Source organism: Dyella halodurans (assembly GCF_026283925.1).
GTDB classification, from domain to species: domain Bacteria; phylum Pseudomonadota; class Gammaproteobacteria; order Xanthomonadales; family Rhodanobacteraceae; genus Dyella; species Dyella halodurans.
Window position 1 is genome coordinate 730514 of sequence record NZ_JAPDPF010000001.1, and the last position, 24848, is coordinate 755361.

Consider the following 24848-nt stretch of genomic DNA (forward strand, 5'->3'; position numbering starts at 1 on the left):
GCCAGGCCCCGTTGCGCTGCCGCGGAGACGCTACTCGTGCCGGCGTCGTCATTAGGTGGACAGTGAGCTCTGTCCCGAGATGGCGCTGAGCGGAACGCCTGCGCCGAGGCAGCCCATCAGGCCGCGCGTGCCGGATAGTCGGTGTAACCCTTCGGCCCGGGGGTGTAGAGCGTTGCCATGTCGGCGATATTCAGCGTCGCATTCGTCCGCATGCGCTCGACCAGATCCGGATTGGCGAGGAACGGACGTGCGAAAGCAATGAGATCGGCGTGGCCAGCCGCGAGCGCCTCTTCAGCGCTGGCACGGTCGAAGCCGCCTGCAAGAATGAACAAGCCCTGGAACGCAGCGCGCAACTGCAACTTGAACGCGGCAGGCACGGGCGGCGCGCCCATGTAGTTATCCATGGCCGAATGGTCCAACACATGGAGGTAGAGCAAGCCCAGTGTCGACAGTTCCCGGGTGAGCGTCAGGTATTGGGCCTCGACTTCCGGGAACGCGCCCGTGCTGTTGAACACGCCGTAAGGCGATAGCCGGATGCCGACGCGATGGGCACCAATCGCGGCGACGGTGGCGCGGGCGACCTCGAGGGCGAAGCGATTGCGAGCGTCGATGCTGCCACCGTAGGCGTCGCTGCGCTGATTCACATTGGCGTTCAGGAACTGCTCGACCAGATAGCCGTTGGCGGCATGCAGCTCGACACCATCGAATCCCGCCTCGATGGCGAGTCGAGCGGACTGCGCGTATTCATCGACGGCATGGGCGATGTCGCTCGCGCTCATGGCGCGCGGCGCGCTGCGCGGTTGCATGCCCAGCGAGTCCGTGTGCATCTGTCCGGGGCTGGCCGCGGCCATCGGGCCGAGCACTTCCGCACCGGTAGGCAGGTTCGCCACATGGGACACGCGGCCGGTGTGCATCAGCTGCACGAAGATCTTGCCGCCTTTGGCGTGGACCGCCTCCGTGACGGCTTTCCACCCACGCACCTGCGCCTCATTGAAGAGGCCGGGAATGCGTGCGTAGCCCAGGCCGTTCGGCGATGGTGACGTGCCCTCGGTGACGATCAGGCCCGCCGAGGCACGCTGACCATAGTATTCGGCCATCAACGCGCCAGGCGTGTTGGCAACGTCGGCGCGACTGCGCGTCATCGGCGCCATGACCACGCGATTGGCGAGCTCAAATGAGGTGGTCGTGAGAGATTCGAAAAGCATGACGGCTCCTCAGCCAGTGCTGAATGTTCTAAAACCTGTGGTTGGCCGGGGCGGCCCCGGCCATCGGGTGCCGGCTTCAGGAGGTTTGCGGCAGATAGCTGGCTCTGGCTGCCGCCATGCCTTGCTTTACTTGCACCGTGCGTTCATCGGCCAGCACTTCATCCAGGCCTGCTTCGAGTCCATCGAGCGCACGCTTGACGATCTCCTCGGCGCTGGACTTGGGCGCATCGAACGCACTCGCAAGATCGGTATCGACAAAGCCCATGTGCAGCGCCGTCACTTGCGTCTTCTGCGCCGCCAGTTCGATGCGCAAGGCATTGGTGAGCGACCACGCGGCCGACTTGCTCGCCGCATAGGCGGCCATCGAGCCGCTGTTGATCCATGAGACGACCGACAACACATTGAGCAGGGCGCCGCCGCCGTTGGCCTTGAGCACCGGCGCAAAATCCTTGCTCATGCGCAACATCGAGAAAAAGTTGGTTTCGAAGATGCGTCGCGTGACGTCTTCGCTGTCCGCGGCAAGAAAGCCACCGAGCTGGGTGATGCCGGCGTTGTTGATCACCAGGGTGACATCCGAGGCCAGTGCCGCGGCGGCCGCCACGTCGGCCGGGTTGGTAACGTCGAGTTGCAGGGGCTGGACGCCCGGGAGCGTGATGGTTGCGGGGTCGCGTGCGCCGGCGTAGACCTTGCGGGCGCCGCGGGCGAGCAGCTCGCGGGTGAATGCCAGGCCGAGCCCGCGATTGGCTCCAGTGACAAGGACGGTGGCGTTCTTGATTTTCATAAGAGACTCCAGGAGTGGGAAAGACTGCTTCACTTGATCTTGACGACGGCTTGGCCTTTCGCGCTGCCGGCTGCCAGATGAGCCGGGGCCCCGCCTCGATGCGTTGTGTGTTGCCGAATGAAACGGTGCTTGCATGGGCATTCGGGATGGATGGGAAAAGTAGACCCTTCCAGGCCCATCCACTAGACAGCAATTTCGGGAGGCACCCTTCCACCGATGAAAGGGTGCGGCTGGACTTGAAGCCACGGCATTTCTGTCGGCGGCGGCATGCACCGTGGCGACATCCGCCGCGCAAATCAGCTGTCCAGAGCAACGAACTGAAGCTCGTAGACCATGGTCAACACCGGCTTGGACACGGTCGACTGCATGTTCATCGCTCGCCGCAGCAGGGCGCCATTACCGCCGATCGCCATGATGTCGAGTGCGCGGTGGATGTCCTAGTCGCCGCTCGCGCTCAGGATCGCAGACCCTCAAGATGGCGTCGGTTTTGAGATAGACGACAACCAGGTTCGATTAGCCGAGGTCGGCCGTGCGCCGGTTCGTCGCTGAGAGCACGACGAACCGGCGCAGCCTTGCTTCAGGCGGTAATGATGTCCATGGCAACTTCGATATTGCCCTTCACCGCCTGGGAGTACGGGCACATCTGGTGAGCCGAACGGGCGAGAGCTTCCGCAACCGCCTGGTCCAGGCCCGGCATGCGCACGGTGAACTTGGCGCCAAGGAACCAGGCCGGGCCGTTCTCACCGATGTTGACCTGCACGTCGACCGTCGTGTCTTCCGGCAGCGTGACCTTCTTCATCGAAGCGGCGTGACCCAGGACGGTGATCCAGCAGGCCGACCAGGCGCCGGCGAACAGCTGTTCGGCGGTGGGATGCAGCTCGGCGGCGATGAACTCATAGCTCTTGCCACCCGCGGCCGACAACTTGATGTCGACCACGCCGTGCTCGCCACGCTGAAGGGCGGGGTCACGATTGACCTTGGTGTGGGTCAGGCCGGAGTAGCGAATCTTTTCGATCTTGTTCATGACTCATTCCTCACAGGGGATTTCTTGGGGGGATGCGTGAAGTGGTGGCCGGTCGCAACGGAGGGGAGTTGCTCTGTCATCGGGTAACCGGATGGATGGAGAGGCTAGAGCCTTTCAATTCAAGGCACTAGACGGCAAATTCGGGAGGGAGCCTCTCACTGGTGAGAGGCATGGGCCGACTCGAAGCCATGGCGGTGCTGCTGACGGCGGGAGACGCGGACGGCCATTCCGCCGCCAGCCGGCCGTTGCGTTAGCTCCCGGCGACCGTCGATGGACGCGTGTCGGAATGGAAAGCAACTCAAGGTCCGCGTGGTGTGGCGGGGAGGGCGAAAACTGGTCCGAACCGATGCAGGGCGCGCTTGCATCGCCTCATGCCGGCAGATCATGGAAGACATCGAGGAAATCGAGCGAACGGCTGTCCGTGAATACCGCGCGCCGCAGTGAAGGTCAGAACAATTCGACGCGCGAGGCCACCTGATGGCCGTCAGGTCACCTTCAACGACATCAGCGCCGCGTGCGCAAATCCACGCCGCAAGTCAGTGGGACGGCGTATCCGGGCCTTCGTCGTCTGCCCGTCCGAACACCGGGAGATACCGGCCGAAATTCAATTCGAAGTCGCTCAGGACACCGTAAGCCATGCCGCGGACTTTGACGCGTCGCGCCTGTGCGCTCGGTGAGGCGAGGGTGGTGAAGAACAAGTCGGTGCTCGACTGTAGTTCGGCAGCGGTCGGCGTTCCGAAACGATTGATCTGCGCCTTTGCCGCGGCCAGCGTTTCACGGTCGAACGAGGCCACGCGCTGGACGAGCGCATCGACAAACGCGTCGAGGTCGTCATCGTCGAGCGCGCGGTTCACCCAGCCATAGCGTTCGGCAATATCCGCGTGGAAATCGTCGCCGCTGAGCACGATCTCGAGTGCACGCGAGCGGCCGACCACGCGCGGGAGCCACTCCATCGCGCCGCCGCCAGGGACCAGGCCGACGCCCACTTCGGGATTGCCGAACAGGGCGTTTTGCCGGCTGGCGAAGCGCATGTCGCAGGCCAGCACGAACTCGTTGCCGATGCCGCGCGTGCGTCCGCGAATCTTGGCGATACTCACCACGGGTGCCGACGCAAGGCGTAGCACAAAGTCGCGCCATTGGCCCAGCACCGCCGGCCGTTCCGCGGCCTTGGCCACGTCGAGATGGGCAATGAAAAAATCGGGATTTGCTGACTGGAACACCACGGCCTTCACGGCGGAGTCCGCCTCCAGCTCGCTCATCAGCGTCCCCAATTCGTCGATCGTTGCGGGAACAAACATGTTGATTGGCGGGTTGCTGAAGGTGATCGTCCAGCGACCTGAATAGGTGCGGTCAATAGTGAATTGCGAAAGGTCAGACATGGCGTATTACCTATGACGATGCTGGGGCCAGGTTCGCGTTCAAGACGATCGCGGGAGCCGGCCGCCATGGTGTCGGGCACGCCAAGGAGGGCTGCGTCGCCACCCGTGCCCAGGATGGCGTCGGCGTAGGCATCCAACACGAGGATCACAAGGGCAGGTCTAGTCCCGCCTGCTCGCGTATGAGGAACTCGGCATACCAGTCCGGCCAGTTCTCATCGCGTTGGCCGCCGGTGCGCTTCTCGTGCTCGCCGTGCGCTGCCTCCGCCCGACGCAGCGCCGCCGCGAGCTCCTTCGACGAGGTGAACGTGGTGACGTCGGTATCAACGCGTCCGGGCAGGCGATGGGTGATCTCCTGAAACAGCCAGCCATTGCCGTCCGGATCGTTGAACGAGGCGAACGAGCGATAGCTTCGACGCTCGGGGTCCAGCCCGCCAACCCGGGCGCGCCCGAACAGATAGGGCTGGTCCGGGCCCGCATACGCACCACCGCCGTCGTGGAACACGTCGCTGATCGCCACGCCGCGATCGACCAGTTCCTTGCGGGCAGCCTCGACGTCGGAGACGACCAGGTACAGGCCCTGCGCGGAACCAGGCGTGGCCGGGGTGACGTTCTTGCCGAAGATGACCGAGCAGCCGGAAGCGGGCGGCGTGAACTGGATAACGCGAAAGTAGCCATCGTCCGAGGCGAAGTCAGCATCCAGCCGCCATCCCAGGCCGCCGTAAAAGCGCTTGGCGCGATCGACGTCCGAAACAGGAATGACCACGATCTCGAGTTTCATGTCCAAGCCCCGCGCATGCGGGGTCTCGACGGCAGCGCTGCTCATGTGAACCTCCGACGGCTTGGGCCGCATCGCGGCCATTGAGATTGACCACAAACAGGCTGGGTGCATGGCGCCTGGTGGTGAACCTAAACGGGCGGAGGGTAGCGTGAGCGAGATGACGCGGTCGTCGTCACACAGCGAAATCGGTGTTCGCTAATGGCATCCGAGTGACTTCAGACGAAAGGTGCACGCGAACTTCGGCGACGACGCAAGGGGCGGCGCTCCCGCCGCCCCTCTCTCCGGCGTGTTACTACTCAAAGGCGGGATGGTCAGGCAAAGGCTGAGTCAGCGCTTCGGCCTCTTCGCCCAGGAAATACAACGCGGCAAACAGACCCTCGGTGATGTCCCCCTGCAGCGGCCAATGCCCCGGCTCGGTGGATTGGCAGGTGGTCTGCAACTCACGAAACGCATCACTGTTGGCGAGTATCCGCGAGACGGCGTGGATGCCAAGGCAGATGCCGCCAAGGCGCGCCGCCCGGCGTTGCTTGGCGTTCTCGGCGAGGGTCAACGTCCAATAGGGACGACCAAGTGGGTTGCTGGGACGTGCGTCCGAGGGCTGGGAAGCCTGCGCGTTTTCCGTATGATCTGGCGTAGCCATGATCAACTCCTTAGAAGTTGGTTGTGGTTAGCGGGTCGTGTGAGTTAGTGGCTCATGCGGCCCGCGCTATTTCATTCCCGTGCTGTCGCTAGTGACGAGGCATCGAACCAAAGCCACAGCGACCGGCCGACCATCGCACACGACGCTGGCCCTGTCCGTCAGGTAAATAGTGGGAAGTGACCTGGGGGTGGGTGGCTTATTGAGCCGGCGTCAGACCGAAAAATCAGTGAGCCTGAGAGGAGGGCGTTGTACGTATGCGCCGTCATGCGCGCTCACTGCGAAAACGGTCGGGCTAACTTGGCTGGCCGGCGGTTCCTCCGGCACGGTCAAAAGCTTTTCGCTGGATTGATATGGACCATCGCCACGCCGTCCCAACGGGGACTCGGATCAGACGTTCCGACAGGCCTTTGTAACCAGCCTCTTCGAACACAACCAGGAACTGAGGTTCGCTTGTGTCCACCGATAGGCATCTGGCAGAGCGTCCAGCTGGGGAAGTAGGACGCTGGCGATGGCGAGCACGGCGGCATTCACGTAGGGGAGGGTTTTCATCTGAATCTTCTCAAGCACGGGGTAGGCGTACGCCGTCGACTTCAAGAATGCGGTCAAGACGGAAGGTTTCGCCTGACCCCGTCGCGAGATACTCAGCTCCGCCGCGTGCATACACATCCGCAATCGTTGTCATGCGATGGGTCACGACACCCTGGGCATCAAGAAAGCTGATCCGCGCAAGCTTGCGCGCAGTTGCTATGCCCTCCAGGCGATCATGAAATTCGCACGAGATGGGGGCGTAGGTGGAAGGATGGATGTCCATGACATGGCCTGTAGAAGAAGGATTGTCTTAGCGTTGGCCTTGACCTTGGCTTCGACGTTGATGCTTTCACTGCGCTTGAACGTTGTCGCTCCGGCACGGGCCATGGGACTTCGTTGACCACGGCCTCGATTTCATTGGGTGACTGGAGAGGAAGGAGCATTAGTGCCTTCCAGATCGGACGTGAACCGGCTCGTCGCTAATGGCGCGACGAGCCGGTCTGGCCGCGCCTCACGCCGTGATCACTTCCGTCACGACCTCAATATTGCCCTTCGTTGCCTGGGAGTAAGGGCAGAACTGATGGGCCGAATGGGCGAGATCCTCCGCAATGGCCTGGTCCATACCCGGAATGTTGAGAGTGAACTTGGCGCCAAGGAACCAGGCCGGGCCGGTCTCGCCAATGTCGATCTGGAGATCCACCGACGTGTCTTCCGGCAGTGCGACCTTCTTCATCTGGGCCACGATGCCCAGGACCGTAATCCAGCAGGCCGACCAGGCGCCGGCGAACAACTGCTCTGCAGTGGGGTGAGTTTCGGCGGCGATGAACTCGTAGCTCTCCCCACCCTTGGTAGCGGACAGCTGAATGTCGAGAACACCGTGCTCGCCGCGCTGAAGAGCGGGGTCACGGTTGACCTTGGTATAGGTCTGGCCGGTGTAGTGGACTTTTTCAATCTTGATCATGACTCATTTCTCACAGGGGATTTTTGGGGGGATTACATAAATCGGTTCGTCCGGTCCCAATCGAGGAGAGTTGCTCATTGATGGGGTGGGCGGATGGATGCGGAGGCAAGAACGCTCAAGAACTTGACGCCAGGCCGCATGTTCATGAGAGAACCGTCCATTGGTGAGAGGACATGGAGCGACTTGGGGCAACGACCATCCGACTCATGTCGTCAGTCCTCTCTGGGAGTTTGCTGCCCATGCTGCGGACAAGCCCCGGGCACTATGTTGCATACGGCGACTCTTGGAGGTCGCTTTATCGAGGCAGATCCGTCGTCGACCGAAGTTGGCCGCGAGCCGATTCGCCGCTGATGGCTCGACGAGTCGGCTCGGCCATGCTTCACACCGTGGTCACTTCCATGTCGACTTCGATATTGCCGTCCACCGCCTTGGAGTAAGGGCAAATCTGGTGAGCCGAATGGGCAAGAGCCTCCGCAACGGCCTGGTCCACGCCGGGAATGCGGACATTGAACTTGGCGCCAAGGAACCACGCCGGACCGGTCTCGCCAATGTTGACCCGGATGTTCACCGTGGTGTCTTCCGGCAGGGTCACTTTCTTCAGCGAGGCTGCAATACCCAGGGCGGCGATCCAGCAAGCTGACCAGGCGCCTGCGAACAGCTGCTCGGCGGTGGGGTGTAGTTCGGCAGCGATGAACTCATAGCTCTTTCCACCTGGGGTCGACAGCTTCATGTCGACGACGCCGTGCTCGCCTCGCTGGAGGGCAGGGTCACGGTTAATCTTGGTGTGGGTCAGGCCGGTGTACTGGATTTTTTGAATCTTGGTCATAACAAATTCCTCACAGGAAGTCTTTGGGTTGGCTTGATAACGAATCGCACACGAATAAAGCGTATGCGATGTATATGGGGATAGGGGCGCCAGGAAATACTTTCAAGGTAGTTCAAGATCGCTGACTGGAGGCCCCGCACACATGCATCGCAGGCGCTTGAATCGCATGCGATGTAAAAATGATCTATCAGGAGGCGTAGTAAGTCAATAGAAGTTGGCAAATATTTTTTTGCCCCACATTCCGGCCCTTTGGCACGGGAGGTGCCTGGAGCAAGGACTCGTTACCGATTGCATCGTATGCGATGTATACTCCACCGGAAGCCCCGTGGGGTGCGGACGAGATAAAGATCATGAAACCGAATCTTAAATTGGCCGACTTTCTCTGCTTTGCCGTCTACTCGGCAAACCTGGCGTTCGGCAAGGCGTACCGGCCCATCCTCGATGAGCTTGGCCTTACGTACACGCAATATGTGACCATCGTTGCCCTCTGGGAAGAGGATGGCTTGACCGTAAGCGGGCTTGGCGAGAAGTTGTTTCTCGAGTCGAACACGCTGACTCCCATACTCAAGAAGCTGGAGGCCATGGGTTATGTCGAACGCTTGCGCAATGAGGAAGATGAGCGCGTCGTCCACGTACACCTGACCAAGAGCGGGCGCCGTCTTCGCGAGAAGGCGCTGAGCATCAACCTGGATGATGCAGTCGGCCTTACCCCCAAGGAGTTCGCCACGCTTCAGAAGGAGATCGTGGGGCTGCGGAGCAACCTCCTCAAATCGCTCGGCCGTGAGACATGAGGGTGGTTCGGAATATCTCCGCGCGATCCGCACATCCGGCTCTGTCGGAATCCTTGGCTATTTGCGAGGCACCGGGTCCGGCAGGTAATCGCCCGGCTTGAACTCCCTGCGCATGCGCTGGGTAGCGAAATCGACAAAGGCACGAAGTTTTGGCAGTGACTGACTTCGGCTTGGATAGTAAAGGGAAAGACCCGGAACCTCGTCACAATAAGGTTCGAGCACGGCCTGCAGATCACCACTTTCAAGATGCGACATCACGAGCGAATGCGGCAATTGGAAGAGCCCGACGCCTCGCAGTGCGGAGCGAATGCAGGCCTCGATGTCGTTGATCACGAGAGGTCCATCGACCCCCACCGTGATGCGCTCACCATCGACGACGAATTGCCAATGATCAAGTGCTCGCACGGACTGACGGAGCAGGATGCAACGGAAGTTCTGCAGATCATGTGGAGACGCCGGCCGACCATGCTTGCGAAACAAGGCCGGGGCGCCAACGACAACGAAGCGTTCCGGTGGCGTCAGCCACATCGCGACCATGTCGATCTGGACGAAGTTTCCGAGACGTATCCCCGCATCGAAACCTTCTTCGACGATGTCGATCGGTCGATCCTCGCCCACCAGTTCGAGTTCAAGGTTTGGGTGGGCGTCGAGAAAGTCGGGCAGCAAGCGATTCACGAGCAGGGGCAAGACGGGTCTGGGCATATTGATGCGCAGTCGGCCAGTAATCTCGCCACCCAAACCACTGGCGGCGTCCAAGCCTGCCGTGAGCATGTCGACTGCCGGGCGCGCATGGGCGAGCAGGCGTTCGCCCGCCTCGGTCAGCCGCACGCTTCGTGTCGTACGGGAGAAGAGGGGCGCGCCAACCCGTTCTTCCAGGCTGCGTATCGCCTGGCTGACCGCGGACGGCGTGACTCCGAGCTGCCGGGCCGCCGCACGGAAGCCTCGGCATTCCGCCACGGTCAGAAATATGACGAGCCCATCCAGATGCGTTCGATCGATTGTTAAGTTCATCTACACAGCCCGTTCCGAATGTGCCTCGTATTCAAATAATAGCGCAGGGGCTACCGTGGGCCGTCGAACTAACGAAGGCGAACACTCATGTTTTTGGTTATGGGAATGACGGGAAAAGTTGGCGGCGCGACGGCGGCGCATTTGCTGAAACAAGGCAAGAAGGTACGCGCCCTGGTTCGCGACCGCGCGAAGGCGGCAAGCTGGGCTGACCGGGGCGTCGATTTGGTTGACGGCGACTGGAACGACGCGGCATCCATCGAACGGGCGCTCAAGGGCGTCGACGGCGCGTTTGTCATGCTGCCCCCCATCTTGGCCCCCTCGCCGGATTTCAAGGAAGCGAAGGGTGTCATCGCAAACTATGTCGAGGCGCTTACCAAGGCGCCGGTGCCGCGGGTCGTCGCGCTTTCGTCGATGGGCGCGGACAAAACCAGCGGGATGGGGCTGATCACGGCGCTGTCGCTCCTGGAGCAGGGCTTTCGCGACCTGAAACTGCCGATCGCCTATGTGCGAGCCGGCGGATTTTACGAAAACTTCCTTTACGGTTTGCACGTCGCCCAGGGCGGCACGTTGCCGGTCTTCTACAACCCGACCCATCGGAAATCGACCATGGTCGCGACCAGCGACATCGGCGCCGAGATCGCCAAGCTTCTGAGCGGACCGGCCTGGTTGGGGCATCGGGCCATCGAACTCGGTTCCATGGTGAGCGCAGATGAAGTCGCGGCGCAGTTGGGTGACGTGATGAAGCTCGACGTTAAGGCTGTTGCCGTCCCCCGGGCTGGTTGGCCGGATACATTCGAACAGTTCGGCATTCCGAAGGGCCAGTCTGGCCCGGCCGAAGTCATGTATGAGGCCGTCAACGCCGGCGGCATGGACCTCGGGGTCGAGGGTACCGAGCACGTTTCGGGCGCGACGTCCGCTCGCGATGTTTTTGCAGCGGCACGGAAGGCCATGGCGGCGTAGGTCTGCGGATCCGCCATCGATGCGACTTTCGGAATCTAGTCCGAAAGTCGCATTCCACTGGCAGCAAACTCATCATCCAAGGTTAGTCACATGTCCAAAATCTCCTGGCGCCACGTCGTACCCATCGCTCTCGCGGCTTTCTTCGTCGTGGGTTCACTCAGCAACATTTTCGCCTCAGGATCTATCTACGAGGAATACCTGCAGTGGGGGTATCCCCGCTGGTTCCATTTCGTCACCGGATCGCTGGAGCTCACCGCGGCAATCCTGCTTTTTCGGGCGCCGACGCGCCTGTTAGGCGCGTTGCTCGGCTGCGCGGTCATGCTTGCCGCTCTCGCGACCGTCATCATCCACGGTGAATACGGCCACGCTGTGGCGCCACTCGTCGCGGCGACGTTGTCACTGGTGGTCGGCTGGATAAGCGCGGATGGCATTCGACAGATTGCGGCGAAAGCAAAGGCCCCGAGTGCATTTTGATGGCATCTCAGGCTGCGCTTCACGGAGATCAGTACGAAGAACCGGGCTGGAAAGTCATGCAGCTGATCAGGCTCAACGGCCAATGGAAGATCGTGAGCGAGTTTTTTTACTGGGTATGACGAGGCGTAAGGGGAGCCGCCACGTTGTCCGCGCCGTCCGTCGCGACTGAGCCGGGATCGCCGGCGCTGGTACGCATGCCGGGAGACGGCCGACAAAGCCCGGTGTATGCTGGAAATACGCGTCGGTCGGAGCCGGCAAAACCGGGGCCGCGACGCTGACGCCTACCGTCAAGGGGCTGCAACGATGGAGCCGACATCGAGCATGCTGGGCGAGATTCGCGCGACGCGCGAACTTCAGATTCGCACGGTCATCGAGCAGGCGCCGTGGTTTGAGGGGGGGCGTCCCGAGACCTTGGCGGCCTTGCTCGATCACGCGACCGCCCGTCAGTTGCGCCGGGGCGACAGCTTGTCCCGCAGTGGTGAACGCATCCAGCAACTCACGCTGATCATCGATGGCGTGCTGGAGGTCAGTTTCACCGCGCGCTCCGGTCGACGGCACATTACCGGTTATGCCGTCCAAGGGGAGCTGTTCAATCTCGTGCCCTTCATGGATGGCCAGGGCGCCGGCCGTGACACGGTGGCCCTGACCGATACGTTGATCCTGCAGCTCAGTCGGCCACTGGTCACGACGCTGATGGCCGAGGATCCCGCGCTGAGCGCGGGCATCACCTTGTTGTTATGCCAACGCTCGCGCCACACCTACGACGCCCTGACCGACACGGCCTTGCTCTCGCTTCGGCAGCGCCTGGTGCGGATGCTGCTTCATCTGGGTAGCCAGGTAGGCCGGCCACGAGCGGACGGGATACACCTGCTGCCGAAGATGTCCCAGACCCAGCTCGCCGAGTACGTGGGCGGCTCGCGCACGAAAATCAATCAGGAATTGAAGCAACTGGAACAGGAAGAGATCATCAAGGTCGCCTATTCCAAGATCGTCATTCGGGACGAAGCGCGCCTCATGGCCATTGCGATCGATCGATAGGAACGGCGCCGTGGTCTCGGCGCCACTCATGGATAGAGGTCGGCCGGCGCTCCCATTCTGGGCGCATTGGGCAAGCTTGTGGGCACTCAATCGTGCCGGTAGATCTCGTAGCTCGGCAGGGCGTCGCGGTAGTCGGGCCCGGGATAAATGCCGTGCAACTGCCGGAAGTCGGATACCCAGTAGTGACCGTCGTACCTCGCCGCGTGACCTTGCGGATGGCCGGGCGCAGGCTGGATCACGACGACATCGCCGCGTTGGGGCTCGTCCTGGACCACATGGAACCCGGCCGCGCGCAAGGCCGCGCCCATGTCCTTGGCCATCGGGGTGCGCTTAAGTGCTATCCCCGCGGCCTCCACCGCACGTCGGACAAGTAGCGCGCATTTACCGTGGCCCTGCGATGCCGCATGCCCATGGGCATGACCCGACGCTGACCAGCCGATGGCCAGCGGCAACGCAAGCAGCCGGCCCAGCACAAGAGAACCGCGTGTCTTACAGAACTTCGTCTTGGATGGTTTCATGATCGATACAGACAAGTGGGGATGGCTGCGTCGTGGGCGTAGGTGATGGACATCCGCACAGGGGTCCCTGGCCACCGAGCGTGACCACGGCCAAGGGCCCGAGTACCAAGCACGAGAAAGACACGGAGGGGCGTGCTGGGGCGCGACGTTCCGTTTCACGGATGTCCACGGCGCTACGCCATTATTCGGAAGGGAGCCAAGGACGTCTGTCCCGCACTGAACAGAGCGGCTCACGCCGCACGGCCATCGCTCAACCTGAGGCGCGCACGGCGATCACCGGGCTCTTTTGTGCTGCTTACGGCGCTTAACGCGCGGGTCGACGGCCCCAGGGCCGCCCATCCCCATCCCCCTATCTGCCCATCAGTAGGCAGAACTTGAAGGTCCGTACCTTTTAGGACCACATCATTCCTGCGTTTGCCGAGCCGTCGACTCGGACTATCCGCGTGATCGGAGAGCACAGGCTGTGCGTAGGTCAGGAAATCAGGTGGTTATCCCGTTTCAGATCGCCGTGGTTGGGGCATGCAGAACGCCATAGGCGCATGGGCCCTGCAACTATCGCGAGTGCTACCGATGCGTGACCCGTGGGGCATGCTCGCGCTTTGGATCGCTGCGCCTTTGTCGAATCCTTGGCGCCTAGTCTGCAGGGCCCCAAATGGGCCCGCAGCCCTGAACGAACGAATCAGGGTGCACCCTTCGTGGATTGGGCGAACTGCAAGAGCCAATCCCTGGTACCCGTGGCCTGACCAACAAGCCAATCGCGAAAGCACGTCACTTGCGGCCGGAGCAGCGCATCGGGTCGAAAGCGCGCTTGAAAGACATGCTCTGTCCAGTGTCCCGTCGATACCGGAAATGGCAGGCTGATTGAGCCATCCTCGATCTCGGCGGCCACCAATGCCAGCCCGCAGATGGTGAAACCCGCATTCGCGCGCACGGCCTCGAGCGCAGCACTGATCCGCTGAAAACGAATGCCACGGTTGGGGTACGTTCGCTTGAGTCGCTGGACCTTGATCCAGGTAGACCAGTTCGGCGCGCTCGGATCCTCCTTGTAGAAATCCAGATGCAATAGGGGAAAGCCCTCCAGGCAGTCGCGCAGGGGAAGGTCGGATATGCGGCGCGCGTTTTCTGGCGTGCTGATGGGCAACAGGAAATCCCGAAACAAAAGGTCATCGTTCGCATTGGCGCGACGGGGAGCGAAGCTGACCTCGCAATCGACCTGACCGATGCGCAACGGCACATCACCTTCACCGTTGATACAGAAGAGGACGTGTGGATATGCGGCTTTGAAGCTCCCGATGCGAGGCTTCAACCAAAGGTCGACGAAGTCGGCTGTGGCGGCGATATGGATCTCGTCTCCGCGCTGCAGGTTCAATATCGCGGCGACGGTGTCCAACTCCTGGAACGCAGCCCGCAAGTGCTCGAGCGCTCCCGCGAGCTCGGGGGTGGGTCGCAGACCCGATCGGCCGCGTACCACCAGATCGATCCCCAAATATTCCTCGAGCGCCTTGATGCGCTGCCCTACGGCAGCAGGCGTGATCCAAAGCGCGTTAGCAGCCGCCTGCAGCGACCCCAGCCGCAAGGCCAATTCAAGTGCCTGCAGGGACTTGAGGTGGGAGAGCGCCATGACACTAAGCTAAAGCTGATCTTTAGCCATGGCAAGAACTCTTAGCTTTAATCTGGACCGCGAGAAGCCGAAAATCGGCACAACGAGAGGGCGAAACACATGACGACCCTGAAGAGATACCTGATCGAGCGCGACATCCCTGGCATTGGCGGTATGTCGATTCTGGAATTGTGCGGTGCCGCTCGCGCCTCCAATCGCGCCATCGATCAAATTGGCGAGGGCATCCAGTGGCAACACAGCTACGTCGCAGGCGACAAGACTTTCTGTATCTACCTCGCCGCCAATGAGGAGCTGATCCGCAAGCACGCAGAGCTCAGCGGGATCCCCGTCACGCGCATCTTGGAGATTCCGCAGATCATCGACCCGCTGACCGCCAACCACTGACAGGCCGCGCAGCCGCGCTGTCGAGGAGAAGAGGCATGCATTACTCCACACGTAAACTATTTTGTTCACGGTGTTCGGTGTCTGCGCTGGCATTTTCTCCTGTCGTTGCTGTCGGCGACGACGCCACACCGATGATCGATAAGGTGCCCACAGGAGGCGATCGATGAGGGCGACAAAGGCCACGCTGGTTTGGGGCGTTGTGTGGCCGGTACTGGGCTGTTTTCCATAGCGACCGCGGGTGAAAGGACTCTGCACCCGGCCTGACGAGTCGCCTGGCCGGCATGGGCCGGTCAGGAATCGCGCGATCCATGGGGTTGATGGACGAGCAAGTGAAGTAAGCGATCTTCCGTTCCCAGCAGAATCCACCGCCGACCACGGCCTTTTCGCCTCCACGCAAGTCTCCAGGTTCAACTTACCCATGTGCTAGCCGAGGAACTGGCGATACCGATCGGTATCCGCCGTTGGCCCTGCTCATGCCGTTCGCGCGCAATGGCACGTCAGTGTCATGACCTTCTGCGCGACTACGTGATGCCTTCGACGTAAAGGACTGCTACCGATGGGTGTCGCTCCCCGGCGGGAGTGACCGTCATGAACAAGGTCCCGCACTTTCTTTTGCTCTGCCTGGCGACGACCGCCGGCAGCCTGTCGGCGCTCGCCACACCGGCCACCTACAAGGGGCAGGCATGGGTTGTGGGCACCTACGTCAGTGATTCGAACGAGCAACACGACGCCTTTGTGTTGCGCGTGGCCGAGGCGCTCAAGACATGGACGGACCAAACGGGTACCGAAGCCTGTGGCCCGATCGCGAGGACAGGCGACGGCCGCTACTACGTGCAGCTGACTACCCTAAAGGCGCAGATCGTCTGCCTGCGCTCGACAGTCATGCCTGAAGGCATGACATATACGGGTGAAGACATTCATTCGCACGCGCGCAGACATCCCGGGAGCGTGACCGTGACTTTTCAGGATCAGATTGCGATGCGCGAAGTGGGCGAAGAGCGGATGTTGGACAACATGAGGCGGCTCGGTATCCACGTCGTCCAGGTGGATGGCGTTGACTTCTCAGAGGACGACTATGCCGGCGGGCCAGGCTACCTGGTGGTGAACGAGACCCTGCGGTACCAGCATGGCCGCGGCACCTCAGTAAAGGTGGCCGACCTGAATGGGCCGCGGTCTTTGTTCGGCCCGCCCTGGTGAGAACTCAGGGGCGAGCGCGCGCCTTGGCGCTGGCCAGGAAGGTTTGAGCAGAAGTATCGGCGGTGCGAAAGAGCAGTCGTCTGCCCAGCGGCTCCGTGGCACCGATCATCATCCCCATGAGGAGGTCATCCCATGAAGCGTCTAATGATTTCCACGGTTGTCACCCTCGGCTTCGCCTGGATCGGGCAGGTCAACGCCGAAGTTGAAACCTACACCATCAACGTGAATGGCCATGTAGTTGTCGGTTTCGTCGGAGCCACCCCTGCCGAAGTCGCCCAGGCACAACATCTAGCGAAGAACTGGGAGGCTCAGCGTCACCTGATGCTTAAACCACAATCGATGAAGGCCGTTGCGATCCGCCAGTCACCGAGCGGCGCCCTGACTCAGGCTGAACTTTGCAGGGCCGTCTCAGAGGCCATCCAGTTCCCCGAGCCGGCAGTTTCGTTGGAGACGACGCCAGATCATCGCGATGATCAATGAGCCAGCATTTGCAGGTGCTTCGTTTCCGTCGCGTCGTCCGTAGGGAACAAGCACTCGATGCGGAGTTCCTGCGCGCTGATCGTTTGCGGCGTTCCTACGGTGGTGACCATCGAGAAGTAGTTCATCAACGTTCCATCCTTGATGAAGCTCAAGGGGATGACCGGCGAGTGAGGTGATTCGTCCGCACGCTTGGTTCCCCGCCACTCGGGATTGACGTCAGGATAAGCATGAAGCGCAGACAACAGATCGCGCGTCTTTTCGTCGATGACGCGCCCCACGGATTCGCGATGTACGCGCTGGATCAGGCTGTGGGCGGTCTTCTCCCAGTTCGCGACGAACGGACGCATGGCGTTCGGATCGAAAATCAGATGGAGCATGTTGCGCGGCTTGGGGTGCAATGACATATCGATAAAGCACCCAAAGAAACGAGGTGTGTCATCGTTGGCCAGCAGGATATTCCAGTGCCCATCCATGACCAGGGCAGGGAAGGGTGCATGCTGTCTCAGCATGCGATCGAGTGCCTTATAGATGCCTTGCATCTCCCCGGATTCAAGCGGACTGTCCGAGTACATGGACGCATAGCCAGCCGCCTGGAGCAGGGTGTTTCGCTCTCGCAAGGGGACGTCGAGTGCCTGGGCAATGTCAGTCAAGGTCTGGCGACTTGGTGCGCTGCGTCCACTCTCGATGAAGCTGATATGACGCTGTGAAATCCCGGTGTCGAGAGATACATCGAGCTGGCTCTTGCCGCGGGTACCTCGCCAGTAGCGAAGCAGACTGCCGAGTTCATTCTGATGTGTTGCACGTGATGTGTTTATGCCGGGTGTCGAGTTCATGATTTTGCTTGCCCGTGATGTGCACAGCCGGGGCGATCTTATCGATCGGCGCTGGTTTCATGCTGACGCGATCTTTGATAACGACGCCCGGTATCCATGCGTCGTTCGGTGATGGCCTTCGCGCGCTCGGTCACCGTGCGCAGAACGCGCGGTGGTGCAGTTTCAGGCGAACCCGCGGTGAACGGCGTTTTTGGATCGTATGCCATATAAAGCTGTATCTCTTCCGCCGCCTCGTTGCCACGTAGCAGGGATACGACGGTGAGCGAGCCATCGATGCCGGCGGTGACGCCGCCCGTGCTGATGAGGTTGCCATCGATGACCACGCGATCATTCACGGGATCGGCACCAAAAAGGGGGAGTACCTCCATGGCGGTCCAGTGAGTCGTCGCACGCTTTCCCTCCAGAAGTCCTGCCGCGCCACAAAGCAAGGCGCCCGTACACACGGAAAAGATATAGCGTGCATGGCGGGCCTGCCTTCGAAGGAACGCGATGACCTGTTCATCGTCCATCAGCGCCTCCTGCCCGTACCCGCCGGGCACCAGCAGCACATCGAGTTGCGGCGCATCTTCGATGGAAAGGTCGGGAAGGATGCGAAGGCCACGAAGATCGCGTATGGGCGTGGTGTCCTTGGCAATCGTCTTGAACGTGGCATTGGGCACCCTGGAAAGTGCCTCGAACGGACCCGTCAGGTCACATTGATCCATGTCTTCGAAGATTAGGGCACCGATGAGAAGGTGAGTATCGGAGTCGATGCTGGGCATGATGGATAGTCTCTCTCGCGTTCAACGGCTGCAGTTTCGTCTGCCAATACTGGACCAGTAAGCCTTGCTTAATGAAATCATCATCGATGCGACACGCTTGCTTAAGGGATCGATCGAAGGGGCGATCTGGCGCGTCGACCTCGATGACCATCCGGTGCCATGACGCCATGCGGTGATTTGCGCTGCGTCATGGCCACGGATTTTCGATGAATCAATACGCCGTCCAGGCATGCGCCTGGAAATCCGGTTCCAGCGGCGGCTGCGTGACACTGCCGGTGTAATTGGTGATGGTCGAGGCGGCCACAATGGCCACGACCTCAAGAAGCTGATTCGGGCCAAAGCCAGCTTGCAGGAACACGTCCTTATCGTGCGCGCTTAGACGACCACGCTTCTCGATCAGCGTTTTGGCGACCCGGGACAGTGCCTGGAGCTTGGCGTCTTGCGGAAGGTCGCCATCGCGAATCGCCTGAACTTCGGACAGAGCCACGCCCTTTTTGAGCGCCAGGAACGTGTGAAACGCGACCGCCCATGTGCATCCATTTGTGACCGCATCGGTGAGTAGCACCGTTTCGATCTGCGGTTCGGAAAAGCCCTTTCCATCGCCATGGACCTGGTGGAAGAGGGCGACAAGGCTGTTGATCAGGACTGACGAGGTCGACATCGCGCCGGCAATGTTGGGAATGAAGCCAAAGGCGGATTGGAGGCCCTCCAGCGCGGGCTTGGAGGCGTCAGGAGCGGAGTTCAGTGTGTGAACGGGGAAGTTGGACATGACCTGGATCTCGCAAACGGGGTGGGGAGGCTCGAGGAAGGTTCCCGAGTGGCCGTCACTATGCGAAATGCGCTGGGTCGGCTCAATTACCTCAGAGGTAATAAGGATGTGGATGCAGACACGCGCGTCCACGCACGCTCTGTACTTTCGCTTCTATCAACGAACCCAGTGACGCGGCCTTTGACGTCACGTTGGAAGACCTTTCTTACCCAGACATCGCCAGGTTCGAAAAGCACATCCCTCGTCTCGGCCTTCAATACGACAGAATGAGTTCCGCCTGTGCTGGCCAGGATCTGGCCGGCTTGACGTCGGACGACGTAGGTCATCGCTCTGCTCCGATAAGTGCCCACCAGCTCATCCATTTGTTGTGGTGAGAGGACTATGGCCGGCGGATCCACGCGAATGCGATCCGTATGCACCATGCGCAGCAGCCAGGCGCCATCTACGTGCTGCCAAGTTTCCGTCATCAAAAGGTGCGCATTTCGGGTCGATGGGCCTCCAGGTCTTTGGGGTACGTCATCCCTGTAGAAAACCTGCGCGGTATCTCCGATCACTTGCACCTCGTATTCCGTGATGATGAGCGGAGCAAGACCATCTTCTTTCAGTTCACGAAGAAATTCAGGCTTCCGGTTCACGTCGCCCTCTTCGACATACATGAAATCCGATGTCGTCAGTCGATTCCATGTCTCACCATCTCCCCGATGTATGGCGTTCAACAGGAGCTCGTCGTTTTGGCGGAGTAGCCGACTTACATCAGGGTCGGCTGTTCGCGCTTGTCCATATGAATTCGAGGCGCTCGCCATGCATAGAAAAGGGATGAGGGCAAATGTTCTCGCGAAGGACAGCCTTCCTGCCCCAAGGGGCCGCTGGAGTGCACCCAGTAATTTGTGCGGTAGCCAGGGCTGAAAGTGATTGGCAAATATGCGTAGCGAGCGCATCGGGAGCCGTCTCCGGAAAGTGATTCCGTGTTGTTGATTTCTGCCGAACCCGGCATGGCCAAGGCAACAAGCCTGGTACCGCCAGCCAACAGGGCCAACTTCGAAAGAGTCTGCGCTCTATATCTGGTTTTCGGCCGTTTACGGTGATGAGGTGCGTTGCGAGCCTGGGATCCGTGACGAGTAGGTAAGGGCTGCGATACGCCAGCCCTGTTCTCCCTTGACCAGTTGCCACGTTTCATTGCCGACATTGCCGGGTCTGCCGTCGGTATTGAATACGAAATCAAAGTAGACGGTAGCGATGATGCCGTCGCTGAGTACTTGAAGATGGCTGTGTACGGGGTCCAGGGCCGACTTCGTCGTCGTCACGTAGTGGGCGAATTCCGCCGGGGAACTGACGCGCACTTTCAGGGCATCCGGTGACTTGGCTCGAGCTGCCGCCCATCGATCATCGCCCAGGACATTCAGGAAGAGATTGGCCTGAGGCAAAAACAGCGCCGACAGCCGTTCGCCGTCGTGATGGACCACTGCCTCATGGAAGGCGTGCATGACATGGTCGACGTCCTGGGTGTCTTCGATAGTGGTGGGCGCTGCGAAGGCATGGGCAGAGGCAACCAAGGGCAAGCTCAGGAGGCTGATGAAGCGAACCAGGGGGTTCATAGGGATGCTCCAGGGAGAGAGGAGTCCCATTGGAGGACGAACGGATCGGGTATGCCTAGAGAGCGTGCGGCCAGCCGTGCCCCGCATGCGCCAGGCGGTCGTGTTCAGCTCACGCCAGACTGGAATAGCGCTTGTCGCAGCGCTTGCGTATAGGTTCGACTGACCCGTAACGCGGTGCCATCGGTGAGCCGAATCATGGCGTCCCGATTGGTCAGTGCCTGTATCTGTGCGACGCGCGAGACGCGCACGATGGTGGAGCGATGGATACGTACGAATTGGCCTGGATCGAGACGCGAAGCCAGCTTGTGCAAGGCTTCGCGAAGCAAGAACTGCCGCGGTCCAAGGTGAAGCGTCGCGTAGTCACCGTCGGCCTCGATCCAGTCCACATCGTCCATGTCGACTACTTCCTCTCGGGTACCCACCCGAACGGTGAGCCTCGAGGGTGGTGCGGGTGTTGTGCGCATAGGGGAGCGGGCAAGCCATGCTTCCTTGGCCCGGGCAACGGATTCGGCAAATCGATCGTCATCGATGGGTTTGAGCAAGTAGTCCAGCGCGCGCACCTGAAACGCCTGGATGGCAAACTGATCAAACGCGCTGACGAAGATCACGATGGGGCGATGTTCCCATGGAAGCATCGCCACCGCGGATAAGCCGTCGAGTGCTGGCATGGCGATGTCGATAAAGACCAGATCGGGCTTGAGTTCGTTCATGGCCGAGACGGCACTGGCGCCGTCTGCCGCTTCGCCCACCACGGCCATGTCCTGCTCTCGGGCGAGGCGGGCGATGATCCCGCGGCGTGCCAGGGGCTCGTCATCAACCACTAGAACACGCATCAAGGTGCCTCGGGGTAAGGGCGGGTGACAAACGGGATGCGGACCGTGACGGTGACATCGTCCTGGCCCTGTTGGATCACCAAGGCGTCAGCATCGCCATAGAGCTTCGAGAGCCTTGCCTGGATATTGCTCAGGCCAATGCCTGGGCCATCGAGTGACGATGAAGCTCGTTCACGCCATGCGCCGTCGCTGCGCACGCGTACACAGAGATGATCGCCATCACGCGATGCTTCGACATCGATACGGCCACCTTCAGGTCGCGTGGCTATTCCATGTCGAATGGCGTTTTCGAGCAGGGGCTGCATGAAAAGCCACGGGACGCGGCATGGCATGACTTCGGGTCCCACTTGCATGGTGATCGACAAGCGATCGCCCAATCGCGCGCGCTCGATATCCAGATAGGACGCCGTGGCGTTCAATTCGTCCGCCAGTGAAACTTCATGCCTCCCGTCACCGATCAGGGTAAGTCGCAGGAAGTCGCCCAGACGGGCAATCATGCGGGTGGCCTGATCCGTATGGCGTTCGACGATGAGCGTCGAGATGGCATTAAGCGCGTTGAACAGGAAGTGTGGCTGCAATTGATAACGAAGGGCCACGAGTTCAGCATCCCGGGCAAGTGCCACGGCTTGTTCTTCCCTCTCCCGCCGTTTCATGGCCAGGAGGCTGTAGCCGGCCACCCAATAAAACGCCGCGAAGATGATCAGCAGGAACCAGCAGCCTTGCATGCGAATGAGCAGGGCAGGCCATAGCGGCGCAGGTCGTATCAGGCCAAGTCGGGTTGCCAGCTCATATTGCGGAATCGACACCAGCATCGCCAGCAGGAAGCTGGTCAACAGCAGCAGTGGTACAGCCCTGCTGAAGCGCAAGTTGGCGCGCCAGGTAGCGCGCAAGATCCAGGCAAACGGGCCTGCGGCCAGGCTGTAGGCGAGCCATAGCAGCAAGTCGAACAGTGCCTGCCGTGGCGCATCGTGGAGAACGGCCAGGGCGCCAATGCTGCTGGCCAGTGTGCAGGGCACCCATCCGATCACGAAAGTTAGCAGCCGGGAAGGTGACTCCGGCACCGGGTAGGCATCCATTCGAGCTTGCTTTAGGGGCATGGGCTCACTCAATGCGATCAAAGCTTCGCTAGCGGGAAATCGCTGATGGCCGCGAGTGAGCGCCGGTAGCTGAGACCTTTTCCAGGGCAGCGTCGCGCTTGGCGAAGATGCTGGCCATTTCCGCCGCATTCTCGGTTCCCCAGGTGCACAGCGGGACGATCGCCTCGGCCAGGCTGCGACCGAGCGGAGTCAGTGCGTAGTCCACGCGCGGAGGTACCTCTTTGTAGTCGGTTCGCGCCAGCACGTGATCGGCTTCCAGATCCTTCAACTGTTGGATCAGCACCTTGTCGCTGACGCCTTCGATCAAACGCTTGATCTCGCCGTAGCGCTTCGGGCCCTTGCGCAGGAAAAACAGGATCAGCGGTTTCCATTTACCCGAGATGATGCGGAGGGTGGCGTTGAGCCCGCAGCCGGTATCGCAAATGTCAGGAGGCGTGGTCATGGTTTGATACTTACCAAAAAGTGCATACTTGTCATAAGGTAATTGCAACCACATGCTTGGACAACCCCACCCAGGTATCCAAGCCATGACCCGACTAAATGGAAAAACCGCTGTTATCACCGGTGGTGCGACCGGTATCGGCTTCGCCGCCGCGAAGCGCTTCATCGACGAGGGCGCCTTCGTCTTCATCTTCGGCCGCCGGCAGGAGGCGCTCGACGCCGCCGTGGCCAAACTCGGGCCCCATGCCCGCTCAGTGAAGGGCTCGGTCTCCGACCCGGCCGATCTCGACCGGCTCTACGCCATGGTGAAGGCCGAACGCGGAACTCTCGATATCGTCTTCGCCAATGCCGGGGCGGGAAGCCAGCTTGCGCTCGGCGCAATCACGGCCGAGCACATCGACGAAACCTTCGACACCAATGTGAAGGGCACGATCTTCACGGTCCAGCAGGCGCTGCCGCTGATGGGCCGGGGCGGCTCGATCATCCTGACCGGATCGAGCGCCGGCACCACCGGTGCCCCGGCCATGAGCGCTTACAGCGCGAGCAAGGCGGCCGTGCGCAACCTCGCGCGGACCTGGGCGGAGGACCTGAAGGGCACCGGCATCCGGGTCAACGTGCTGTCGCCCGGGGCGACGGCGACCGAACTCGCGAAGGAAGCGCTAGGCGAGGAGGGTCAGAAGGTCTTCGCCTCGATGACTCCGCTCCAGCGCATGGCCGATCCGGCGGAGATCGGGGCTGCTGCTGCCTTTCTCGCGTCTTCGGACAGCAGCTTCATGACCGCCAGCGAAGTCGCCGTGGATGGCGGCCTTGCACAACTGTGACGAGCGACGGCCGGCCAGTCACTCCATTGGACATTCGAGCCCGTAGGGCAGGTAACCCTGAGGAAGTTATATGAGCTACGCCATTATTGGCTTCGGCAAGATGGGCCAGGCGCTTGCCAAGGCGTTTGCCCGCAGCGGCATGGAAGTGTCGGTTGCAAGCACGCGCGACCCGGAAAGCTTTGCGTCCGCTGCGGCCGCTATCGGACCTGGGGTCATGCCCAAAACATTGACGGACGCGGTCAAGGCGGACACGATCTTTTTGGCCGTACGTTTCGAGTCGCATCGCGATGTCGCGAATGCGCTGCGCACTTGGAGGGGAAAGACCGTCATTGATGTGACCAATGCCTACGGCGTGCCTCCCGAGGAGCTGGGAGGACAGCCTTCTTCCAAGGTCGTTGGGCAGGCTTTCGCTGGTGCAAGACTGGTCAAGGGCTTCAACCATTTGGTCGCTGCCGTGCTTGGCCAGGATCCGGCGGTGCAGGGTGGCAGGCGAGTTGTGTTTTTGGCGAGCGACGATGACGGCGCTGCAGCGGAGATTGCTGCGCTTGCGGAAAATCTCGGTTTTTCGCCGATCAAACTTGGCGGGCTTTCTGAAGGAGGATTGCTTGTGCAGGCGCGCGGCCATAGCTGGGGTCAACTGATCTTCAAGGACCTGGTCAAATTCAACTGATCCCCGGCGATCATCCGGGGTCGTTCTGACTTATCGAGTTGCCTTCCTGGCATCTTTGCTGGATGGATTTGTCAGGATGGCGCTCGTGATGAGTTGAACGAGATGAGCAGCCCGTGGCGCGTTCGAGGGCAGGTCGACGAGCCAGCCGAGCGCCGCCATCAGGCCGAACAGGTCGTCGCCACTCATATCGGTGCGCGCCGTACCTGCGGCCTGAGCGCGGAGCATCACCTCCGCAGCTCACTGACGGCACCGCGTTATGGATCAGTCGAAGCTAAACGCAAGCCCTACGACAAGCGCTATTCCTGCTTGGCGCGAGCTAAACGAGACCATCGGCCGCATTCGGAGCACGGCTGGCCGCAAGCCCTCTAGGCACGCCTGACCCGTTCGTCCTCCAATGGGACTCCTCTTTCCTTGGAGCATCCGGATGAACCC

30 protein-coding genes are annotated in these 24848 nt (G+C 61.0%); 9 read left to right on the plus strand and 21 right to left on the minus strand.

Annotated features, from left to right (window positions below):
• Window positions 1–116: 116 nt before the first annotated feature.
• The 9 genes from OUZ49_RS03220 to OUZ49_RS03260 all read right to left on the minus strand — a co-directional run bounded on the left by OUZ49_RS03220 (window position 117) and on the right by OUZ49_RS03260 (window position 8122).
• Window positions 117–1205 carry an alkene reductase gene (locus OUZ49_RS03220; protein ID WP_266148495.1) on the minus strand — a complete coding sequence of 363 codons (1089 nt, stop codon included), beginning with the start codon at window positions 1203–1205 and terminating at the stop codon, window positions 117–119.
• Window positions 1206–1281: 76 nt separating this feature from the next.
• Complete coding sequence (locus OUZ49_RS03225) at window positions 1282–1986, minus strand: SDR family oxidoreductase (protein WP_266148496.1); 705 nt, start codon at window positions 1984–1986, stop codon at window positions 1282–1284.
• A gap of 577 nt (window positions 1987–2563) precedes the next feature.
• A complete protein-coding gene (locus OUZ49_RS03230; protein ID WP_266148497.1) occupies window positions 2564–3010 on the minus strand; it encodes an Ohr family peroxiredoxin in 447 nt (148 codons plus the stop codon).
• Between the two features lie 536 nt (window positions 3011–3546).
• Window positions 3547–4389, minus strand: coding sequence for an enoyl-CoA hydratase/isomerase family protein (locus tag OUZ49_RS03235; RefSeq protein WP_266148498.1), 843 nt, complete (start codon window positions 4387–4389; stop codon window positions 3547–3549).
• Between the two features lie 145 nt (window positions 4390–4534).
• Window positions 4535–5212: a VOC family protein gene (locus tag OUZ49_RS03240; RefSeq protein ID WP_266148499.1), complete on the minus strand. Its 678-nt coding sequence runs from the start codon at window positions 5210–5212 to the stop codon at window positions 4535–4537.
• A 247-nt stretch (window positions 5213–5459) separates the two neighbouring features.
• The gene (locus tag OUZ49_RS03245) at window positions 5460–5807 is read right to left on the minus strand and encodes a hypothetical protein (RefSeq protein WP_266148500.1); all 348 of its coding nucleotides are present in this window, start codon (window positions 5805–5807) and stop codon (window positions 5460–5462) included.
• Window positions 5808–6366: 559 nt separating this feature from the next.
• Window positions 6367–6618, minus strand: a complete 252-nt coding sequence (locus OUZ49_RS03250) for a hypothetical protein (RefSeq protein WP_266148501.1) — start codon at window positions 6616–6618, stop codon at window positions 6367–6369.
• Window positions 6619–6846: 228 nt separating this feature from the next.
• Window positions 6847–7296: an Ohr family peroxiredoxin gene (locus tag OUZ49_RS03255; RefSeq protein ID WP_266148502.1), complete on the minus strand. Its 450-nt coding sequence runs from the start codon at window positions 7294–7296 to the stop codon at window positions 6847–6849.
• 379 nt (window positions 7297–7675) lie between these two features.
• Entirely contained in the window at window positions 7676–8122 is a 447-nt protein-coding gene (locus OUZ49_RS03260; RefSeq protein ID WP_266148503.1) for an Ohr family peroxiredoxin, read from the minus strand.
• Window positions 8123–8424: 302 nt separating this feature from the next.
• On the opposite strand from OUZ49_RS03260, the gene OUZ49_RS03265 reads away from it, so the two are divergent.
• A complete protein-coding gene (locus OUZ49_RS03265) occupies window positions 8425–8913 on the plus strand; it encodes a MarR family winged helix-turn-helix transcriptional regulator (RefSeq protein ID WP_266148504.1) in 489 nt (162 codons plus the stop codon).
• Window positions 8914–8970: 57 nt separating this feature from the next.
• On the opposite strand, the gene OUZ49_RS03270 is transcribed toward OUZ49_RS03265, so the two are convergent.
• Entirely contained in the window at window positions 8971–9924 is a 954-nt protein-coding gene (locus tag OUZ49_RS03270; protein ID WP_266148505.1) for a LysR family transcriptional regulator, read from the minus strand.
• 87 nt (window positions 9925–10011) lie between these two features.
• Here OUZ49_RS03270 and OUZ49_RS03275 point away from each other — a divergent pair, with 87 nt between their 5' ends.
• The 3 genes from OUZ49_RS03275 (at window position 10012) to OUZ49_RS03285 (ending at window position 12396) form a co-directional block, all read left to right on the plus strand.
• Window positions 10012–10884, plus strand: coding sequence for an NmrA family NAD(P)-binding protein (locus tag OUZ49_RS03275; RefSeq protein ID WP_266148506.1), 873 nt, complete (start codon window positions 10012–10014; stop codon window positions 10882–10884).
• 90 nt (window positions 10885–10974) lie between these two features.
• Window positions 10975–11358, plus strand: coding sequence for a DoxX family protein (locus tag OUZ49_RS03280; protein WP_266148507.1), 384 nt, complete (start codon window positions 10975–10977; stop codon window positions 11356–11358).
• 303 nt (window positions 11359–11661) lie between these two features.
• On the plus strand, window positions 11662–12396 hold the full coding sequence (locus OUZ49_RS03285; RefSeq protein WP_266148508.1) for a Crp/Fnr family transcriptional regulator: 735 nt from the start codon (window positions 11662–11664) through the stop codon (window positions 12394–12396).
• A gap of 86 nt (window positions 12397–12482) precedes the next feature.
• Here the strand turns inward: OUZ49_RS03285 and OUZ49_RS03290 are convergent, their stop codons facing one another.
• Window positions 12483–12914, minus strand: a complete 432-nt coding sequence (locus OUZ49_RS03290) for an NlpC/P60 family protein (protein ID WP_266148509.1) — start codon at window positions 12912–12914, stop codon at window positions 12483–12485.
• Between the two features lie 679 nt (window positions 12915–13593).
• Window positions 13594–14535, minus strand: coding sequence for a LysR family transcriptional regulator (locus OUZ49_RS03295; protein WP_266148510.1), 942 nt, complete (start codon window positions 14533–14535; stop codon window positions 13594–13596).
• Between the two features lie 99 nt (window positions 14536–14634).
• Between OUZ49_RS03295 and OUZ49_RS03300 the strand changes: the two genes are divergently transcribed.
• The 3 genes from OUZ49_RS03300 (at window position 14635) to OUZ49_RS03310 (ending at window position 16596) form a co-directional block, all read left to right on the plus strand.
• Window positions 14635–14919, plus strand: coding sequence for a DUF4242 domain-containing protein (locus OUZ49_RS03300; protein WP_266148511.1), 285 nt, complete (start codon window positions 14635–14637; stop codon window positions 14917–14919).
• A 588-nt stretch (window positions 14920–15507) separates the two neighbouring features.
• Complete coding sequence (locus tag OUZ49_RS03305; protein WP_266148512.1) at window positions 15508–16116, plus strand: hypothetical protein; 609 nt, start codon at window positions 15508–15510, stop codon at window positions 16114–16116.
• 132 nt (window positions 16117–16248) lie between these two features.
• Entirely contained in the window at window positions 16249–16596 is a 348-nt protein-coding gene (locus OUZ49_RS03310; protein WP_266148513.1) for a hypothetical protein, read from the plus strand.
• Here OUZ49_RS03310 and OUZ49_RS03315 read toward each other — a convergent pair.
• The 8 genes from OUZ49_RS03315 to OUZ49_RS03350 all read right to left on the minus strand — a co-directional run bounded on the left by OUZ49_RS03315 (window position 16590) and on the right by OUZ49_RS03350 (window position 22980).
• The gene (locus OUZ49_RS03315) at window positions 16590–17429 is read right to left on the minus strand and encodes a helix-turn-helix domain-containing protein (RefSeq protein WP_266148514.1); all 840 of its coding nucleotides are present in this window, start codon (window positions 17427–17429) and stop codon (window positions 16590–16592) included. The genes OUZ49_RS03310 and OUZ49_RS03315 overlap by 7 nt on opposite strands.
• Window positions 17430–17467: 38 nt before the next feature.
• Complete coding sequence (locus tag OUZ49_RS03320) at window positions 17468–18190, minus strand: DJ-1/PfpI family protein (RefSeq protein WP_266148515.1); 723 nt, start codon at window positions 18188–18190, stop codon at window positions 17468–17470.
• Window positions 18191–18401: 211 nt separating this feature from the next.
• Window positions 18402–18959: a carboxymuconolactone decarboxylase family protein gene (locus tag OUZ49_RS03325; protein WP_266148516.1), complete on the minus strand. Its 558-nt coding sequence runs from the start codon at window positions 18957–18959 to the stop codon at window positions 18402–18404.
• 86 nt (window positions 18960–19045) lie between these two features.
• Window positions 19046–19897: a nuclear transport factor 2 family protein gene (locus OUZ49_RS03330; RefSeq protein ID WP_323134906.1), complete on the minus strand. Its 852-nt coding sequence runs from the start codon at window positions 19895–19897 to the stop codon at window positions 19046–19048.
• Window positions 19898–20035: 138 nt separating this feature from the next.
• Window positions 20036–20554 carry a Cif family virulence factor gene (locus tag OUZ49_RS03335; protein WP_266148517.1) on the minus strand — a complete coding sequence of 173 codons (519 nt, stop codon included), beginning with the start codon at window positions 20552–20554 and terminating at the stop codon, window positions 20036–20038.
• Between the two features lie 104 nt (window positions 20555–20658).
• On the minus strand, window positions 20659–21387 hold the full coding sequence (locus OUZ49_RS03340; RefSeq protein ID WP_266148647.1) for a LytR/AlgR family response regulator transcription factor: 729 nt from the start codon (window positions 21385–21387) through the stop codon (window positions 20659–20661).
• Window positions 21387–22484, minus strand: coding sequence for a sensor histidine kinase (locus OUZ49_RS03345; RefSeq protein WP_266148518.1), 1098 nt, complete (start codon window positions 22482–22484; stop codon window positions 21387–21389). The genes OUZ49_RS03340 and OUZ49_RS03345 overlap by 1 nt, the downstream gene beginning before the upstream one ends.
• Window positions 22485–22512: 28 nt before the next feature.
• Window positions 22513–22980, minus strand: coding sequence for a winged helix-turn-helix transcriptional regulator (locus OUZ49_RS03350; protein ID WP_266148519.1), 468 nt, complete (start codon window positions 22978–22980; stop codon window positions 22513–22515).
• A 31-nt stretch (window positions 22981–23011) separates the two neighbouring features.
• On the opposite strand from OUZ49_RS03350, the gene OUZ49_RS03355 reads away from it, so the two are divergent.
• Together OUZ49_RS03355 and OUZ49_RS03360 are read left to right on the plus strand one after the other, a co-directional pair.
• Window positions 23012–23746, plus strand: coding sequence for an SDR family NAD(P)-dependent oxidoreductase (locus OUZ49_RS03355; RefSeq protein ID WP_266148520.1), 735 nt, complete (start codon window positions 23012–23014; stop codon window positions 23744–23746).
• Between the two features lie 70 nt (window positions 23747–23816).
• The gene (locus OUZ49_RS03360; RefSeq protein ID WP_266148521.1) at window positions 23817–24416 is read left to right on the plus strand and encodes an NADPH-dependent F420 reductase; all 600 of its coding nucleotides are present in this window, start codon (window positions 23817–23819) and stop codon (window positions 24414–24416) included.
• Between the two features lie 30 nt (window positions 24417–24446).
• On the opposite strand, the gene OUZ49_RS03365 is transcribed toward OUZ49_RS03360, so the two are convergent.
• Window positions 24447–24641: a hypothetical protein gene (locus OUZ49_RS03365; protein ID WP_380004739.1), complete on the minus strand. Its 195-nt coding sequence runs from the start codon at window positions 24639–24641 to the stop codon at window positions 24447–24449.
• Window positions 24642–24848: the final 207 nt, after the last annotated feature.